Source organism: Pirellulales bacterium, assembly GCA_019694455.1.
GTDB lineage: Bacteria > Planctomycetota > Planctomycetia > Pirellulales > JAEUIK01 > JAIBBY01.
In genome coordinates this window covers 1-17,667 of record JAIBBY010000014.1, presented here as the reverse complement: position 1 = coordinate 17,667, position 17,667 = coordinate 1, and the positions used below count along the sequence as shown (strand labels likewise).

Below are 17,667 nucleotides of genomic sequence, written 5' to 3'. Positions count from 1 at the left end.
GGGCAAGGAGTGCCATGCATCAGCTTTGTTTGGCGTTTTATTGGCATCAGCATCAGCCCTATTACCCCGACGATGTCGGCGGCGAAAACCCGATGCCTTGGGTCCGGCTGCACGGGACCAAGGATTATTGGGGCATGGCCATGCACTTGCGCGAAGTGCCGGAGTTGCATGCCACGATCAACCTGGTGCCGAGCCTGCTGTTGCAACTGCTGGCCTACACCGACCACGACCGCGAAGACACACACCTGCGCGTGTCGCGACTGCCGGCCGATGGCCTGGCCGAAGAAGACGTCATTTATCTACTCGACAACTTCTTCATGGTCCATGCTGACCAGATGATTCGCCCCTATCCGCGCTATCTGGAGCTATACCAGAAGCGCGGCATGAACGTTGATCCGCCGCTGCGGGCCGCCAAGCGCTTTCGCAAACAGGACATTCTCGACCTGCAAGTGTGGTCGAACCTGACCTGGATGCACCCGATCGCGTTCGAGCGCGACGCCGATCTGGCCGAGTTTCGCGCCCGCGGGCGCCATTGGAGCGAAAAAGACAAAGACTGGCTCCTCGGCAAGCAGATGCAGCTTTTGCGCGAGGTGATCCCGCTGCATAAGGAACTGGCCGACCGCGGACAGGTGGAGCTCACCACCACGCCGTTCTATCATCCGATCTTGCCGTTGCTCATCGACAAGCGACTGGCGCGCCGCGCCATGCCCGAGGTGCATTTGCCCAAGCATCTGGAGGGCTACCCGGAAGACGCGGAGCGTCATATTCGGGCGGCGGTGGCGCAGCACGAGCGGCTGTTCGGCCGCAAGCCGCGCGGCATGTGGCCCTCGGAGGGGTCTGTTTGTCAGGCGGTGATACCGGCCATCGCCGACGCGGGCATTGAATGGATCGCCACCGACGAGGAGATTTTGTCTTGCTCGACGGACGGGTGGATCTCGCGCGACGGGGCGGGCTACCTGCGCAATCCAGAGATGCTGTATCGACCGTGGCGCGTGGAAGAGCGCGGTCGCGCGCTGCAGATGATCTTTCGAGATCATGCGATGAGCGATCAGGTGGGCTTTCACTATCAGCGTTACGGCGCCGGGCAGGCGGTGGACGATTTTTTGGGCAAGCTGGAAGGGATCGCCCATGCGACGCGCGCCAATGAAGGACATCGGCCCACGCTGGTGAGCGTGATTCTCGACGGCGAGAACTGTTGGGAATACTACCCCAACGGCGGCGTCGACTTCTTGCGACAGATGTATCAGCGCGTGGCGACGCATCCGCGGGTGTCGTCGGTGCGGGTTTGCGATTATCTCGATCGCCACCCGGCCACCGATCGGTTAGGGCATCTGTTCCCCGGCAGTTGGATTCAACACAACTTTGGGATCTGGATTGGCCATTCCGAGTGCAATCGCGCCTGGGACGCGCTATTTGAAACGCGGCGATTTCTGCTCGACACGCAAGCGGAGGGGCGCAAGAGCCCCGAGCAGATCGAACAGGCTTGGCGCGAATTGATGATCGCCGAGGGAAGCGACTGGTTCTGGTGGTTTGGCGACGATCACTCGAGTTGCCAGGACGCCGTGTTCGATCGCTTGTTCCGCAAGCATCTGCAAAACGTGTACGCCGCGCTGGGCGAGCCGGCGCCTTTGGAGCTATTGCGCCCGATCAGCCAGAGCCATCGGCCTACACGGGCGTATAGCGACCCGGTGGGGCTGCTGAACGTCAAGGTCGATGGGCGGCGCACTTACTTCGAATGGATCAACGCGGGGCGCTTGCAATGCGATCGCGGCAAGGGCGCCATGACTATGGCTAGCGACGGCCTGTTGTCGTCCGCGCATTTTGGCTTTGACACTGAGCGGCTGTTGATTCGGCTCGATTGCCGCGGCGGCGCCGCCAGCGATCGGCTGGCGGAGGTCGAGGCGGTGCGAGTCGCCTTCTTCGAGCCCAACGGATTTGAGCTGTTGATCGCCAATCCTTCGGCGGCGCAGCCGGTGGCGCGGCTCTATCATGGCGATGTGCCGGTGTTCGAATCGCAGGTCGAAGTAGCCACCGACGGCATCATGGAGATTGCAGTGCCGTTCCGCAGCCTGGCGTGCGAGACCGACGATCCGGTGAGCTTTTATCTGGAGTTGATCGCCGACGAGCACGCCACCGAGCGGGCGCCACGTGAGGGGGCGATCGAAACAAGCGTGCCTGCGCACGACTATGAACTGTTGATGTGGCAGGTGTGACAAGCGGGAGCGCGCGAGCGACTGCTAAGGATTTTTTGGTACCTCCGCCGACGAGTTGAATCGCACAATGACGAACAAGCAAGACCCGCCCGAACTACGCAAAGATCCGATTTCTGGCCGCTGGGTGATCATCGCGCGCAGCCGCGCCAAGCGTCCGAACGATTTTGAGCCGACGCCGGAACTGGCCACGGGGCGCTATTGCCCCTTCTGCGAGGGGAACGAAGACGCGACGCCGAGCGAGATATTGGCGTACCGTCCGGACGGCGCCACGGCCAATCGCGGAGGCTGGCGGGTGCGCGTGGTGCCGAACAAGTTTCCGGCGCTGGAGATTGAAGGCGACCTGAACAAGCGCGGCGAGGGAATGTACGACCTGATGCGCGGGGTAGGGGCGCACGAGGTGATCATCGAGTCGCCGCGGCATTTGCTCAGTACCGCCGATCTCAGTGAGCGCGAAATCGAAGAAGTGCTCTGGGTTTACCGCGACCGGCTGGTCGATCTGAAGCGCGATCCGCGACTGGTCTACGGCATGATTTTCAAGAATGTCGGCGCGGCGGCGGGCGCCTCGCTCGAACACACGCATAGCCAACTGATCGTCACGCCGATCGTGCCCATCAACGTGTGGGAGGAAATGACCGGGGCCCTGGAGTTTTACAACTACCGCGGCCGCTGCGTCTTTTGCGACATGGCGCAGCAGGAATTATCGGCGGAGAAGCGATTGGTGCTCGATTCGCCGGGGTTTGTCGCGTTCTGCCCGTTCGCGAGCCGCTTTCCGTTCGAGACCTGGATTGTCCCCAAGACGCACTCCAGCCATTTCGAGAACATCCCGAAGCACAGCGTGGAAGAATTGGCGCGGGTGCTCCGTCAGACGCTGGCAAAGATCGAAACCGCCCTTGACCGCCCCGCGTATCATTACATCATTCACAACTCGCCGTTCGACGCCGGCGAGCTGCCCCATTATCACTGGCACTTGGAGATCATTCCGCGACTGACCAAGCCCGCCGGTTTTGAGTGGGGCAGCGGCTTTTACATCAATCCGGTGGGGCCAGAAGAGGCGGCGGCGTTCCTCCGCGATGTCGAGGCCGAGTCCCCGACCCGGCGCGCCGCGCCCTTGCGCGTGCTGCACTAGAAGCAAGCAAGTTTCGTAGTTCACGGATGTCCATACGAACCCGCAGATTGCAAAACGGCGAACCTCATGTCTGATGCCATTCGCTTCGTTCTGGCGCTGCACAATCATCAACCGGTCGGCAACTTCGATAGCGTGATTGAGCAGGCGTACCAGGAAAGCTACTCACCCTTCTTGGACGTGGCCGCGAACTACCCGGCGCTGCGCTTTGCGCTGCACACCAGTGGCTGCTTGATGCAGTGGTTGGAAGCCCGCCATCCCGACTATATCGACCGGCTGGCCGAACTGGTGGCCGACGAGCGACTGGAGATCATAGGCGGGCCGCTGGAAGAGCCGATCCTCTCGATGCTGCCCAGCCGCGACCGCATTGGCCAGATTCAACGCTACAGCGATTGGATCGAGCGCCGGCTGGGCACGCGCGTGCGCGGCGCCTGGATACCGGAACGCGTTTGGGAACAATCGCTGACGCGCGACTTGGTCGCGGCAGGCATCGAGTACATCATTCTCGACGATTTTCACTTCCGCTGCGCGGGACTGGTTGAGGACGAGCTATACGGATACTACATCACCGAGGACGATGGCCAGATCCTCAAGGTGTTTCCGGGGAGCGAACGACTGCGGTACACCATTCCGTTCGCCGATCCGCAGGCCACCATCGATTATCTGGCGGGGGTGGCGGCGCGGCATCCTGGCGCGACGGCCGTCTTTGGCGACGACGGCGAGAAGTTCGGCACCTGGCCCGAGACGCACAAGCATTGCTACCAGGACGGCTGGCTGACTCGCTTTCTCGACGCGCTGGCGGCCAACGCCTCTTGGCTGCGCTGCGCCACGCTGGCGGAGTGCGCCGACCAATCGCCACCGATCGGCAAGACCTATCTGCCCGACGCGAGTTATCGCGAGATGACCGAATGGGTGCTGCCGGTGGAGCAACTGGCCGACTACGAGCGCGTGACGCACGACATGGAAAACGATCCGCGCTGGCCGACGTTGCGGCGATTTGTGCGCGGCGGTTTTTGGCGCAACTTCAAGGCCAAGTACCCCGAATCCGACGAGATGTACTGCCGCATGATGATGGTCAGCGGCCGCCTGGCGGCGCTGGCCGCGCGCGGCGCCGCGCCGGAACTGATCGACCGGGCCCGCGCCGAGCTTTACAAGGGGCAGTGCAATTGCAGTTATTGGCACGGCGCCTTTGGGGGCATCTATCTGCCGCACCTGCGCAACGCGGTTTACAACCATTTGATCGCGGCCGACAACTTGCTGGACGAAGCCACTGGCCGCCCCGAGGCGTGGGTGGAGATCGCCGCTGGCGACTTCAATTTCGACGCCCGGCAAGAGGTGCAGCTTGCCAGCGATCGGCTGGTGGCGTTTTGCGCGCCGGCGCGCGGAGGCCAACTCTACGAACTGGACGTGCGCTCGATCTGCCATAACTTGTTGGCCACACTGTCGCGCCGCCCGGAGGCGTATCATCGCAAGGTGCTGGCCGGCGGACAAAATCAGTCGGACACGTGCGCCAGCATCCACGATCGAGTGATTTTCAAACAGGCGGATCTCGATCAGCGCATTCAGTACGACAGCTATTCGCGCAAGGGCTTGTTGGATCATTTCTTTGCGCTTGAGACGTCGCTCGACGCGGTGGCCGCCGGACGGGCCGAGGAGCAGGGAGACTTTTTGAACGGCGTGTACGAGGCGCGCTTGCGCCGCAGTCGCGAAGTGGTGCAGCTTCAACTGCATCGCCAAGGTTGGGTGGCGGGACACGAGATTCGCATCACCAAATGCGTGACCCTGGAAGCGGGCGGCTCGACGCTCGATATTTCGTACGAGCTGGACGGCTTGCCGCGCGAGACGCCGCTCCACTTTGCGATGGAAATAAACTTCGCCGGGCTGCCGGCTGGCGCCGACGACCGCTATTTTCATGGCCCCGATCGCCAGCGGCTGGGGCAGTTGGGAACGTCGCTCGACTTGTATGGCGTGGAGTCGCTGGGGCTAGTTGACGACTGGCTAGGGATTCGGGTCGCGCTGGCGGCGTCGCGGCCCACCGATTTTTGGACGTTCCCGATTCAAACGGTCAGCCAGTCTGAAGGTGGTTTTGAACTGGTGCATCAATCGGTGGCAGTGCTGCCACACTGGCAGGTGGTCGGCGATGCCGATGGCCGCTGGAGCGTGAACATCGGCTTGGAAATAGACACCAGCCTGGCGGAAAGCCGCATGCCGCAGCGCTGCGTGCTGGCGGCTCACGCTTCCTAGCGGTATGCGTTCCTAGCGGCCGGCGCTGCGCGGAAAAGTGCGCTCGACCCAGGTGGTGTCGACGGCGCCCGATGTGAAGTCGGCGTGATTCAAGATCTCATCGAGCAAGGGGGCCGTGGTGGGGATGCCCTCGACCTTCAGTTCCGCCAGGCAGCGCCGCATGCAGGCGATCGCTTCGTCTCGGGTGGGACGATGCACGATGATCTTGCCGATCATCGAGTCGTAGTATGGCGACACCGTGTATCCGGTGTAGGCGTGCGAGTCGAAGCGCACTCCCAACCCGCCGGGCGGAATGAGCAGCTTGATCTTGCCCGGCCCCGGCTGGAAGTTGCGGCTGGGATCCTCGGCGTTGATGCGGCACTCGATGGCGCAGCCTTGGCGGGCGATCTGTTTTTGCGTGAAGGGAAGCTTCTCGCCGGCGGCGACGTGAATTTGCGCCTTGATCAAGTCGATGCCGGTGACCATTTCGGTCACGGGATGCTCGACCTGGATGCGCGCGTTCACCTCGATGAAGTAAAAGCTGCCGCTGCGGTCGACGATGAACTCGACGGTGCCGGCATTGTAGTAGTCGGCCGCCTTGATCATGCGCACCGCGGCCTCGCAGATAGCCTGGCGGGTCTTTTCCTGAAGAAACGGCCCGGGGCTCTCTTCGATCAGCTTTTGATGCCGGCGCTGTGTGGTGCAGTCGCGTTCCCATAGGTGCACGACATTGCCATGCTGATCGCCAATCACCTGCACTTCGATGTGGCGCGGATTTTCGATGTACTTTTCGAGATAGACGCCGGGATTGCCAAACGCGGCGGCCGCCTCGGCCTGCGCCTGCTGCAATGCGGACTTGAGCGCCAGATCGTTGGCGGCCACGCGCATGCCTTTGCCACCGCCGCCGGCCGTGGCCTTGATGAGCACGGGAAAGCCGATCTTGTGGGCGACTTCGATCGCTTCCGCCTCGTGCGCGATTAAGCCGTCGCTGCCGGGAACGGTAGGCACCTTGGCGGCGCGGGCTAACCGCCGCGCGGTCTCCTTGTCGCCGAGCTTTTGCATCGACTCCTGGGAGGGGCCAATGAACTCGATGTTGCAACTGCGACAGACATCGGCGAAGTGCGCGTTCTCTGACAGGAAGCCGTAGCCCGGATGAATGGCCTGCACGTTGCCGATTTCGGCGGCGCTGATGACGCGATCGATCTTGAGGTAACTGTCGCCGGCGCGCGGCGTGCCAACGCAGTACGCCTCATCGGCCAGATCGAGATAGTGCGCGCCGCGATCGGCCTCGCTGAAGATCGCCACCGTCTCAATGCCCATTTCGCGACAGGCACGGATGACTCGCAGCGCAATCTCGCCGCGATTGGCGATTAATATCCGTTTGAACATGGGCCGATTCCGACTCGCCGCGCGTTTTCCGGTGGATGAAGCGACCGAACTACCCGCGGGTGTCGATCTTGAACAAAGGCTGCCCGTATTCAACGGGGTCGCCGTTCTCGACCAAGACGGCAATCACGCGACCCGCCACTCCGGCCGGAATCTCGTTGAAGACCTTCATGGCCTCCACGATGCACACGATCGTCTCAGCGTTGACATGGTCCCCCACCTTGGCGAAGGCGGGCGACTCCGGACTGCTGGCCGTGTAAAATGTGCCCACCATCGGGCTGGTGACCAGCGCGACATGCGCGTCGTCGGCCGCAGTGGGCGCCGCGGGGGCAGCCGCGCCCGCGCCGCTGACAGGCGCCGGAGCAGCCACGCTGACCGCCGGCACGCTAACGGCATGGCCGCGCCGCAACCGCAAGCGGGCGCCGTCTTGCTGCAGGTCGATCTCGCTCAGATCCTGGTCGTTCATCAATTTGGCGAGCCGGCGGATTCGCTGCAAATCGAAGATTTCACCCGCGTTCGGGGCTGGGCTCGCCATGCAATCATCTCCCGGTGTATTCGGCAGCAAGCCAGATCGTTCCGCGGCGCCGCGGAGCATCGGCTTTCAACAATCGACGACCATTTCTTCCAACGACTTGGGTACGCTCGTCAGCACTTCGTGCCCGGACTTGGTGACCAGCACATCGTCTTCGATGCGAACGCCTCCCCAGCCGGGCAAATAGATGCCGGGCTCGACGGTAACGATCATTCCGGGCCGCAGGGGTCGGTGTTGCTCGCGAGCCAGACGTGGCGCCTCGTGAATCTCCAAACCGAGACCGTGCCCGAGACCATGCCCAAAGTACTGACCGAAGCCAGCTTTGTGAATGATGCCGCGGGCGACCGCGTCCACGTCGTGGCCGGAGACGCCCGGTCGAATCGCCTCGATCGCAGCGAGTTGTGCTTGGAGCACAACTCCATACACGCGTTCGAGTTTGGGCGGGATTTTACCGGTCACTAAAACACGCGTCAAGTCGCTCATGTAGAGGCGACCACTGGCCCCCCAGTCGACCAGCACAAACTCGCTAGCGCCGATTTTTTGATCGGTGGGACGCGCATGCGGCAGCGCCGCTCGCGCGCCGACGGCCACAATCGGCGGAAAGCTCGCGCACTTGGCGCCAAACAAACGAAGCTGGTTCTCCAGTTCGTCGGCCACCTGCTTTTCGGTAAGCTCCTTGCGTAGCGTGGCCCTCAGCGCGCCGAACGCTCTTTCCGCAAACCACACAGCCTGGCGAGTTTGGGCGATTTCGTCCTTGTCCTTAATCTCGCGCAGTTCTTCGACAACCCGCGCAGCGCTCACCAATTCGACCTGGGTCGCCTGCTGTTGAATGTCCGCGGCGAGCGTCAAGGTGAGCGAGTCGGCTTCGACCCCGAGGCGCGCGGTTTTCTGGCTTTTTAGCAAGCCGGCGATGGCGGCCACCATGCCCTCCCCTGGCGGGCGAATGTGCAAGGTCAGGTCAGGGCATTCGCTTTCTAACTGTGTGGTGTAACGCGGATCGCTGATAAGCACCGCACGGTCACGCGAAAGCAGCAGATAACTGTCGTCGCCGGTGAACCCGGTAAGGTAGGTGACATTGGTGAAGTTGGTGACGAGCAGCGTTTCCAGCCCCAGGCCGCGCAGCGCCCGGCAGGCTTTATCACGTCGCGAAGCAAAGTCGGCCATGCTGTTTCCGCTCGGCAAAACCACCCCTTTGCAGCCCGAAACTGCCATTTGCTAACAGTTTGTGCGCTGCTTCGCAAGTGCGCGAAAATGGGCCAGGGGCCGGTCCGCGGGCATGGTCGACCGCACTCCGGCAAATATTACCCCCGACAGGTAGAAGTTTTCGTGGACGCGCAGGGTATGTGAATTACAATGAGGCCCCGTAAGGAATCGGGCCAATCGGGCGCCAGGACTGGCAAGACCCCGCTTGTATGCCACACCAACCAGCGAGAGCATCCAATCGTGAGAAAGCCATTCCTCCCCAGTCCCATGCCCGTCCGTCGCGCCAATCTGACGCAGCTGATCCTCGATCAACTGCGTTCGTATGTGCTCAACAACGGACTGGTGGAAGAAGACCGTCTGCCGCCAGAACGTGAGCTAGCCTCGCAACTAAACGTCAGCCGGCCGTCGCTGCGCAACGCGCTCGATTGGCTGGAAGAGCGCGGCGCCTTGCGGCGCGTGCAAGGGGGCGGCACCTTCTTGCAGCCCAACTTTCTACACGTCATCGCCGACGCGCGCGAGGCGACGCAAGATCAAGACGGCGCGCTGCGCGAAGCGCACGAGGCGCGCGCCGCGCTGGAACCGCTGATGATCCGGCTGGTTTGCGAACGGGCATCGCAGGCCGAGCTCGAGTCGCTGGCCGAGGAGGTGGGCAAGGCGCGCTTTCGCGTCGATGATGTCGCTTACTGGCGCTGGCACGACTTGCAGTTCCATTCGCGGCTAGCGCGCCTATCGGGCAATTCGATTCTGGCTCGCACGCTGGAAGAGGCGCTGACCGACATCTTTCTGGCGTGGACCGCACACTCGGAACCGACCGACTATGCGCGGGCGCAAGCCGAGCACGATCAGATCATGGAAGCGCTGATGTGGCGCGACGCCGACCTGGCGGCCGCCCGACTGGGCGAGCACGTTCAAGCGGCCAGTCAACCGGCCGGGTCGAACGGCGCCGCCGCCATCGCCACCGCGTAGTCGTTACGCCGGCATTATTGAGAGCAGCGTTCTCGTCATCGCGAAGCGCGCCCCGCGCAGGCTTCGCAGGCGCGGCAATCGCGATTACGATACAGCTATGGATCGTGATCGCTGGGAAGAAATCGGCGCCGCGCTGTTGCGGGGCGAGATCAATGTCGCTCAGTTCGCCGAGCGCGCCGCATCGACCGCGCATTTTGGCGTGGCCCAGCTTGAGGTCGCTTCGGTCGATCTCGATCGCCAGCGCCGCTGCGGATTTCCGGAAGTCGTCTTTGGGCAAGGCAAGACGAACGATTCGCTGGTGGATATCTTGCGGGCGCTGATTGCCCGCGGCGCCGATGGATTCGCCACACGCATCAATCCCGAACAAGCCGCGCATTTACACCGCATTTTCCCGGACGCCGCCTACAACGCGCTGGGGAGGACGTTTCGCGTGCCCGGCAATGGGAGCCGCGCGGCGGGGGCGGGGGGGGTGATCGTCATCATCACCGCCGGCACCAGCGATCTGCCGATCGCGGAAGAGGCGCGAGAAACCGCGCTGTGGATGGGCGCCGACGTGCGGATGATTCACGACGTGGGGGTGGCGGGGCCGCACCGCTTGCCAGCGCACTTGGACAAACTGGCCGACGCGGACGCGGTGGTGGTCATCGCTGGGATGGAGGGCGCACTGCCGAGCGTTGTGGGGGGCTACGTCAGTTGTCCCGTGGTGGGTGTGCCGACCAGCGTTGGCTATGGCGCCAGCTTTGGCGGCTTGTCGGCCCTGCTCGGCATGCTGAATAGCTGCGCGTCGAATGTGACGGTGGTGAACATCGATTCGGGATTCAAAGGCGCCTATGTGGCCGGACTGATCGCCAAGAACGCCGCTCAGGCGCGCCAGCGGAGCGAGCGGTAGCCGACCGCCGGCGAGCAACGTGACTATTTCTCGCGACGACACTCCGCTGCTAAAACTCCCCAAGCGGGCCCCAGAGACGCACAAGGGAGACTATGGGCGGGCGCTGCTGGTGGGCGGATCGCAGGCGATGGGAGGCGCTATCGCGCTGGCCGGCATGGCGGCGCTGCGTGGCGGCGCGGGACTGGTGCGGTTGGCAACGCCGGCCAGTTGCCACACCATCGTGGCAAGCTTCAACCCCTGCTATATGGTGGCGCCCTTGTCGGCCGATGAGAAGGGCGCGCTGGCGACAGAGGCGCGCGAGGAACTGGCCGAGTTGGCCGCCGACGCCACTTGCGTGGGCTGCGGCCCTGGCTTATCGACCAGCGCTGGCGTGCAGCAAGTGGTGAGTTGGCTCTACACACACTTCACGGGCGCGGCGGTGTTCGACGCCGACGCGCTGAACGTGCTCGCGCGGCAGCGAGGCGCGCTGTCGCTGCCAGGCGGTCCACGAATCCTCACCCCGCATCCTGGCGAGTTCCGGCGGTTGCTTGGCGCCGAGGGGGACTACGACGAGGCGGCGCGCGAGCAGGTGGCCGCTGAATTCGCTGCCAATCATCGCGCGATCGTGCTGCTCAAAGGGCATCGCACGCTCGTCACCGATGGCGAGCGCGTCTCCCTCAACACCACGGGCAATCCAGGCATGGCCACTGGAGGAACCGGCGACGTGCTCACCGGGCTGTTGGTGGCGCTCTTGTGCCAGGGGCTCGCTCCTTATGACGCCGCACGGCTGGGTGCGCATTGGCACGGCTTGGCGGGTGACCTGGCAGCCGCAGAACTGGGTGAAGCAAGCTTGACCGCGCGCGATTTGATCGACTACTTGCCGGCCGCAATCCGGCGGGATGACAAGTAGGCGCTAAGTCGCCGCTGGCGACTTGCGGCGGCGGGCAGACTTTCCGTTCGATTCCGCAGGGACTTCGCCGGGCGGATCCCAATTCAGCAGCAGATCGACGCCAAAGGAGTCTTCGAAGAACTCCGCGCGGCGCCGCGCGCCCCAGAGGTCGACCTCGGGCAACTGGTCGGCCACGATGGCCACAACGACTTGGCCCGGCTTGAACTCGATGTGCAGGTCGCTGACCTGCTGGCTATGGCTGCGATCGAGTCCGCCCGCGACGCGCAAAATTGCGGCCAACCGCGAGACACGTTGCTGGTCGCGCTTGGCGAGCCGGCGGTAGGCTTCGTGCTTTTTCTTGGGCCGCGCGCCGCGGTGGTAGCGCGCGATGTTGGCGATCAGTTCCAGTTCTTGTGGCTGAAAGCCAGTCAGGCGGCTATTGCGTATCAGTTGATAGCTATGTTTGTGGTGCTGGTCGTAATCGATCAAGTAGCCGACATCCATGAGTCGGGCGGCGGTCTCCAACAAGCCGCGATCGCCGGCCGCCAGCGCGAAGGGCTCGGCCAGTTGATCAAAGATGCGCGCGGCCAGCCGGGCCACATGCTGTGAATGCGCCAAGTCGACACCGCAGCGCGCGGCGAACTGCAGCGCGGCCTCGGTCTGATCGCGCAGCGGGGCCGGCGCGGCGCCCATCGATTCGTCGACCATGGTCAACAACAACCCGTCGCGCACGCCGCCGGCATGCACCTGCAATTGATTGACGCGAAAGCGGCGCAGCACGGCGTCGATGACCACCAGACCGGCCACAATGATATCGGCGCGATCGGGGCTGAGGCCGGGCACCGCGCGCCGATTCTTGGCGGGCATTTTGCGCAGGCGTTCAAGCAGATGCCGCACTTCGGCCTGAGTGACCACGGCGCCTTGCACGCGCTGGTTGGCGGCGCCACGGGCGGCCAGCACCATGGAACCGAGCGTAGTGAAGGTGCCGCCAGAGCCAATCAGCAAGTGCGGCACAAAGGGAGGTTTTTCAGTGTGTTTTTTGAGCAGTCGATCGACGCTGCGCACCAGTCGCTCGAATTCCTCGTTCGATTCGGCCTGGCTGCCGCCATACAGCTCGGTCATGCGCACCGCGCCCAGCGGCGTGGTATAGATCGATTCGATCAGCTTGTTCGACGCAAGCACGATTTCGGTGCTGCCGCCGCCAATATCGACCACGGCGACGTTCTTCCCGTCCAGATCGAAGCTGCGCGGCACGCCGTAAAACGCCAGGCGGGCCTCGTCCTCGGCGCTGACCACTTGGATATCGAGGCCGACCTCATCCCGCACGCGACGGCAAAAATCGGCGCCGTCGGTCGCTTCGCGCACCGCGCAAGTGGCGATGGCGCGCAGTTCACGCACCTGATAGCCCGTGACGATCTGCTTCATCCGCCGCAAGGTTTGCAGCGAGCTTTCGACCGCCTCCGGGTTGAGCCGCCCAGTGGTGCTCAGGTTGCGGCCGATGCGAGTGGGCTCTTTTTCGTCGTCCAGAATCCGATAGCTGCCGTGGCGCAGCGCCTCGGCGACAATCATGCGGATGCTGTTGGTGCCAATGTCGATGGCGGCCAGTCGCGGCGCCAAGTCGTTCGAAAGATAATACTGCGTCGATTCCATTGGCCATTGGTGGGTGAGCGTGGAACACCAGGAACTCCGTTTCCCGCCTTCGCTAGGATAGCACAATACGACGCCGGCGAAACGCGGCTGACTCCCCTCGCCGGGCCGCGAGTTTCGCTGTTATATTGAGTGGCGCCGTCAACATTTGTTCAGCGCGTGACGATTCCCCGGTTGGGGCCAAAGAAACCCATGGCTCGCGAAGCGATTCTGCAAGGGCAAACGCCAGAACCCGAAGACGATGATCGCGACTTGCGGCCGCAGCGCATGCAAGACATGGTGGGCCAGCGCGAGGTGTATGCGCGCATCGAGATCGCCGTCGATGCCTCGCGCAAGCGCGGCGACGTGCTGGGGCATATCCTGTTCGACGGCCCGCCGGGGCTCGGCAAGACCACCTTCGCCACGGTGATCCCGCGCGATCTCGGCGTAAGCTTGCAGATCGCCAGCGGCGCGACGCTACAGGCTCCGAAGGACTTAATTCCCTATCTCACCAACGCCGACCATGGCTCAGTGCTGTTCATCGACGAAATCCATCGCCTGCCCAAGGCGGTGGAGGAGTTCCTGTACCCGGCGATGGAAGACTTTCGCATCGACATCGCGCTGGGCGAAGGGGTGAACGCCCGCACGATCAACATGCCGCTCAAGCCGTTCACGCTAATCGGCGCCACGACCCGCACCGGGTTGTTGTCGGCGCCGCTGCGCGACCGGTTTCATATGCGCGAGCATCTCGACTTTTACACCATCGACGAGTTGGCCGAGATTGTGCGGCGCAACGCGGCCAAGTTCCGCATTGCGGCGGACGCGGCGAGCTGCCAGTTAATTGCTCGCCGTAGCCGCGGAACGCCGCGCATCGCCAACAATCGCCTACGCTGGGTGCGCGACTACGCGACCAGCCGGGCTGATGGCCGCATCTCGGTCGAAGTGGCCGAGGCGGCGCTCGACATGCAGGCGGTCGATCCCTTGGGGCTCGATGGCCAGGACCGCAAGTACCTGGAGACACTGGCCCGCGTGTTTCATGGCGGTCCCGTCGGCGTCGAGGCGCTGGCCCACACCATGAACACCGCAGTCGACACACTCTCCGACGAGGTAGAGCCGTACCTGTTGCGCGCGGAACTGGTGATTCGCACTCCGCGCGGGCGCAAGCTCACCGCCGCCGGCTTTGGGCACTTGGGACTGGCCATGCCCGACGAACCCGATGGCCCAGGCCAGCAGCAGCTTTTCCATTAGTCCATTCGCGACGCGCGGCAAGCAACAATCACAGGAGCCGTCAGATGCCAAACGAATTGCGCGGACCGGTCAGTCTGGCGGGTCGCATCTTGCTGTGCACAATCTTCTTGATGAGCGCCATCGGCAACAAGATTCCGAATTACGGGGGAGTCGCTGGCGCCATGCGAGAGCAAGGCGTGCCGTTGCCGGAGGGCGCGCTGGCGGTCGCGATCCTGTTTTTGCTGGCCGGCAGCTTTTTCGATCATCCTGGGCTTTTACGCGCGAATCGGCGCGGCGCTGCTGCTGGTGTTTCTTGTCTTGGCGACGTTCTTCTTTCACGACTTTTGGACCTTCGCCGATCCGACGGCGCGCAGCGCGCAACAGATTCACTTCTTCAAGAATGTGGGGTTGATGGGCGCCATGCTGATGATCATCGCCAACGATGTGGGTCTGTGGCGCATGGACAGTGGCCTGGCCTGCAGCGACGCCGCCTGACCGGCCGCGGCGCACTAACCTTGTTCAGGGAGCGCTCTCGCCGCTAGCAGACATCGCCATGACCGGGCCACTCGCCAACATTCGCGTGCTCGACCTGTCTCGCATCTTGGCGGGGCCGTTTTGCTGTCAGTTGTTGGCCGATCTGGGCGCCGATGTGGTCAAGGTCGAACGTCCGGGCGCCGGCGACGACACCCGCCACTGGGGGCCGCCGTTTGTCGATGGCGACGGCCCCAGCGCGTATTATCTGTCTTGCAATCGCAACAAGCGCAGCCTCACGCTCGACCTGGAGCATGCGGCCGCGCGGCCGCTGCTCGAAGCGCTGATCCGCCGCGCTGATGTGATGGTCGAGAACTTTTTGCCCAAGGACCTGGAGAAGTTTGGCCTCACGCCACAGCGCTTGGCGGCGATCAATCCGCGGCTGGTCACCTGCTCGATCTCGGGCTATGGCCGCACTGGCCCGCTGGCCCCAGTGCCGGGCTACGACCTGGTGGTGCAGGCGACTTCGGGGCTGATGGCCATCACCGGGGAGACGGACGGCGCGCCGATGAAAGTTGGTGTGGCCATGTCCGACATCATCACCGGACTCTATGCCGCCATCAGCGCGCTAGCCGGGCTGCGCGCGCGCGATCAAGGCGCCGAGCAGCAACATTTCGATCTGGCGCTCGCCGATTGCACGCTGGCCAGTTTGGTGAACGTGGCGCAAAGCACGCTGGTCACGCGCGAGGCGCCGCGGCGCTGGGGCAACGCGCATCCGCAAATTGTGCCTTACGAAGTCTTTGCCACCGCCGATGGCCATCTGGTGCTCGGCATCGGCAACGACCGGCAGTGGGCCGATTTTTGCGCCGCGGTCGAACGGCCAGCCTGGGCTCGCGACCCACGTTATGCCACCAATCCGGCGCGGGTGGCCCATCGCGATGCGCTAGTTCCCGAGGTGGCGCGACTCATGAGCGAACGGACCGGCGCACAGTGGCATGCCGTGCTGTCGGCCGCTCGTGTGCCGCACGCGCCAGTGTTGGGAGTCGACCGGGCGATTGACGATCCGCAGACGGCTGCCCGCCAGATGGTAGTGGAAGTGGACGATAGCGCGGGGCGTCGCTACCGGCTATTGACGACGCCAATTCATTGGCCGGGCCGCGACGTATCGCAGACACAGCCACCGCCGGCCTTGGGCGAGCACAATCGCGCGGTGCTGCGCGATTGGCTGTCGTTTGACGACGCGGAACTAGCGCAGGTCGAAGGCTCGGGCGCGCTGGGATCGGTCACACACTGATGCCCGCCAGCCAGCCGGTGCTGAACGCGGCCTGAAAGTTGTAGCCGCCGATGGGGCCATCCAGGTCGAGCACCTCGCCGGCCCAATAGAGGTTCGGCACGAGCTTGCTTTGCATCGTGCTCGAATCGACCTCGTCCAGGCTCACTCCGCCGGCGGTGACTTCGGCCTTTTCAAAGCCGCGCGCGCCTTCGAGCGGAATGGCCAGCGACTTGATCGCCTCGACCAGGCGTTGCCGTTCGCCACGCCCCAGTTCCGCCGCGCGGCGCTCGGGCGAAATCTCGACGCGGGCTAGCAACGTCTCGGCCAGCCGGCGCGGAATTACTTCGGGCACGAGCGACACCGCCAGCCGCTTGCCCGCCACAGTCGATTGTTGGCGCAGCGATTCGTCGAGCGAAGCGGCGCGAAGCTCCGGCAGAAAGTCGCACAGCAGAGTCAGCTTGCTCGGCGAAGCGTATGCGGCGACGGTGCGGCTAATGTCGAGCGCCACCGGTCCCGACAGGCCAAAGTGCGTGAACAAGAGCGAGCCACGCCGACGGTCGAGCGGCTTATGGCGCTGGCCGGGCGCGAGTGCTTCAACGATCTCGAGCGCGACATCCGGGATCGTCACCCCTTGCAGTTCCTTCACCCAGGGGGCGGGCGTGGTCAACGGCGCCAGCGCCGGGCGCGGCGTGACCACGGTGTGCCCCCATTGCCGTGCCCAGCCGTAGCCATCGCCAGTCGTGCCGCTCTTGGGATACGATCGGCCGCCCGTGGTGATGATGAGCTTTTCCGTCACGATGCTGCGCTTGGGAGTGCTCAAGACGAAGCCAACATCGCGCGCGATCTCTTGCACCGGTTCGGCGAGCGATAGCTCGCAACTGGTGCGCCGCAGGCGATTGGTGAACGCGGCCAGCACGTCGGCCGCGCGATTGCTGACGGGAAATATCTTGCCCGTCGCTTCGACCTTAGTGGGCACCCCTTCGGCCTCGACCAGCGCCACCAAATCTTGCGGGCTGAGTTGCGCCAGCGCCGAGTGCAAAAAGCGCCCTGGCTTGCCATAGGCGGCGATGATTCCGCGGCTGTCGGTGGCTTGGGTCAGATTGCAGCGCGTGCCCCCCGACATGAGGATTTTGACGCCCGGCCGGGGATTCTTTTCGAGCAGCAACGTTTTGCGACCGCGCGCGGCGGCCCGCTCGGCCGCGACCAATCCCGCGGCGCCGGCGCCGATCACCACCACTTGATACGCCTCGCTCATGGCGCCTGTTGTACACGGTGGACGTTATGGTGGAATGGCCCGCGTCTATTAGCCGCGCGGCGCTGCGGTTATATTGCCGCCAGGCGCCGCTGACGGCGCGACCGCACCACTGGCAGCACGAGGTCGAGCCATGCCGGCGCCGATTCCGATTCTCGCGATCAATCATTTGGCCCGCACCACCCGGCATTTGGAGGCGTCGCGGGCCTTTTATCGCGACTTGTTGGGATTCAAGGAACTGTCCCGGCCGAACTTCAGCTTTCCCGGCGCCTGGCTCTACCGGCACGGCTTGCAAATTCACTTGATCGTGGACGAAACGGCGCCCACCGAGAAGGCGGCGCTCTCCACCCGCACCGATCACTTGGCGCTGCACGTGGCCGATGTCGACGCCGTGGAGCAGACGCTGCGCGAGCAA

The 17,667-nt window shown here is 63.9% G+C and carries 15 protein-coding genes; 10 read left to right on the top strand and 5 right to left on the bottom strand.

Features of this window, described 5'->3' with window-relative positions:
* The first annotated feature begins 14 nt into the window (after window positions 1–14).
* The 3 genes from K1X71_07715 (at window position 15) to K1X71_07705 (ending at window position 5,580) form a co-directional block, all read left to right on the top strand.
* A complete protein-coding gene (locus K1X71_07715; protein ID MBX7073022.1) occupies window positions 15–2,213 on the top strand; it encodes a hypothetical protein in 2,199 nt (732 codons plus the stop codon).
* A gap of 67 nt (window positions 2,214–2,280) precedes the next feature.
* Entirely contained in the window at window positions 2,281–3,339 is a 1,059-nt protein-coding gene (gene galT, locus K1X71_07710; protein MBX7073021.1) for a galactose-1-phosphate uridylyltransferase, read from the top strand.
* Between the two features lie 66 nt (window positions 3,340–3,405).
* Window positions 3,406–5,580: a DUF1926 domain-containing protein gene (locus K1X71_07705; protein ID MBX7073020.1), complete on the top strand. Its 2,175-nt coding sequence runs from the start codon at window positions 3,406–3,408 to the stop codon at window positions 5,578–5,580.
* Window positions 5,581–5,592: 12 nt separating this feature from the next.
* Here the strand turns inward: K1X71_07705 and accC are convergent, their stop codons facing one another.
* The 3 genes from accC to K1X71_07690 form a co-directional block, all read right to left on the bottom strand.
* Window positions 5,593–6,948 carry an acetyl-CoA carboxylase biotin carboxylase subunit gene (accC, locus tag K1X71_07700; GenBank protein MBX7073019.1) on the bottom strand — a complete coding sequence of 452 codons (1,356 nt, stop codon included), beginning with the start codon at window positions 6,946–6,948 and terminating at the stop codon, window positions 5,593–5,595.
* A 49-nt stretch (window positions 6,949–6,997) separates the two neighbouring features.
* Window positions 6,998–7,480, bottom strand: coding sequence for an acetyl-CoA carboxylase biotin carboxyl carrier protein (gene accB, locus K1X71_07695; GenBank protein MBX7073018.1), 483 nt, complete (start codon window positions 7,478–7,480; stop codon window positions 6,998–7,000).
* 66 nt (window positions 7,481–7,546) lie between these two features.
* Window positions 7,547–8,641: a Xaa-Pro peptidase family protein gene (locus tag K1X71_07690; protein ID MBX7073017.1), complete on the bottom strand. Its 1,095-nt coding sequence runs from the start codon at window positions 8,639–8,641 to the stop codon at window positions 7,547–7,549.
* A gap of 279 nt (window positions 8,642–8,920) precedes the next feature.
* On the opposite strand from K1X71_07690, the gene K1X71_07685 reads away from it, so the two are divergent.
* From K1X71_07685 to K1X71_07675, 3 genes are all read left to right on the top strand, one after another.
* On the top strand, window positions 8,921–9,646 hold the full coding sequence (locus K1X71_07685; protein ID MBX7073016.1) for an FCD domain-containing protein: 726 nt from the start codon (window positions 8,921–8,923) through the stop codon (window positions 9,644–9,646).
* A gap of 97 nt (window positions 9,647–9,743) precedes the next feature.
* Window positions 9,744–10,535 carry a nickel pincer cofactor biosynthesis protein LarB gene (gene larB / locus K1X71_07680; GenBank protein ID MBX7073015.1) on the top strand — a complete coding sequence of 264 codons (792 nt, stop codon included), beginning with the start codon at window positions 9,744–9,746 and terminating at the stop codon, window positions 10,533–10,535.
* A gap of 19 nt (window positions 10,536–10,554) precedes the next feature.
* A complete protein-coding gene (locus K1X71_07675; GenBank protein MBX7073014.1) occupies window positions 10,555–11,424 on the top strand; it encodes an NAD(P)H-hydrate dehydratase in 870 nt (289 codons plus the stop codon).
* 3 nt (window positions 11,425–11,427) lie between these two features.
* Here K1X71_07675 and K1X71_07670 read toward each other — a convergent pair whose 3' ends face one another.
* Window positions 11,428–13,053 carry a Ppx/GppA family phosphatase gene (locus K1X71_07670; protein MBX7073013.1) on the bottom strand — a complete coding sequence of 542 codons (1,626 nt, stop codon included), beginning with the start codon at window positions 13,051–13,053 and terminating at the stop codon, window positions 11,428–11,430.
* A 189-nt stretch (window positions 13,054–13,242) separates the two neighbouring features.
* Here K1X71_07670 and ruvB point away from each other — a divergent pair, with 189 nt between their 5' ends.
* The 3 genes from ruvB (at window position 13,243) to K1X71_07655 (ending at window position 16,021) form a co-directional block, all read left to right on the top strand.
* Window positions 13,243–14,277 carry a Holliday junction branch migration DNA helicase RuvB gene (gene ruvB, locus K1X71_07665; GenBank protein MBX7073012.1) on the top strand — a complete coding sequence of 345 codons (1,035 nt, stop codon included), beginning with the start codon at window positions 13,243–13,245 and terminating at the stop codon, window positions 14,275–14,277.
* Window positions 14,278–14,415: 138 nt separating this feature from the next.
* Window positions 14,416–14,751 carry a hypothetical protein gene (locus K1X71_07660; protein ID MBX7073011.1) on the top strand — a complete coding sequence of 112 codons (336 nt, stop codon included), beginning with the start codon at window positions 14,416–14,418 and terminating at the stop codon, window positions 14,749–14,751.
* Between the two features lie 58 nt (window positions 14,752–14,809).
* Window positions 14,810–16,021, top strand: a complete 1,212-nt coding sequence (locus K1X71_07655) for a CoA transferase (protein MBX7073010.1) — start codon at window positions 14,810–14,812, stop codon at window positions 16,019–16,021.
* On the opposite strand, the gene K1X71_07650 is transcribed toward K1X71_07655, so the two are convergent.
* Complete coding sequence (locus K1X71_07650) at window positions 16,011–17,255, bottom strand: NAD(P)/FAD-dependent oxidoreductase (protein MBX7073009.1); 1,245 nt, start codon at window positions 17,253–17,255, stop codon at window positions 16,011–16,013. The genes K1X71_07655 and K1X71_07650 overlap by 11 nt on opposite strands.
* Before the next feature lie 130 nt (window positions 17,256–17,385).
* On the opposite strand from K1X71_07650, the gene K1X71_07645 reads away from it, so the two are divergent.
* The coding region (locus K1X71_07645; protein ID MBX7073008.1) for a VOC family protein at window positions 17,386–17,667 on the top strand (282 nt) is incomplete at its 3' end.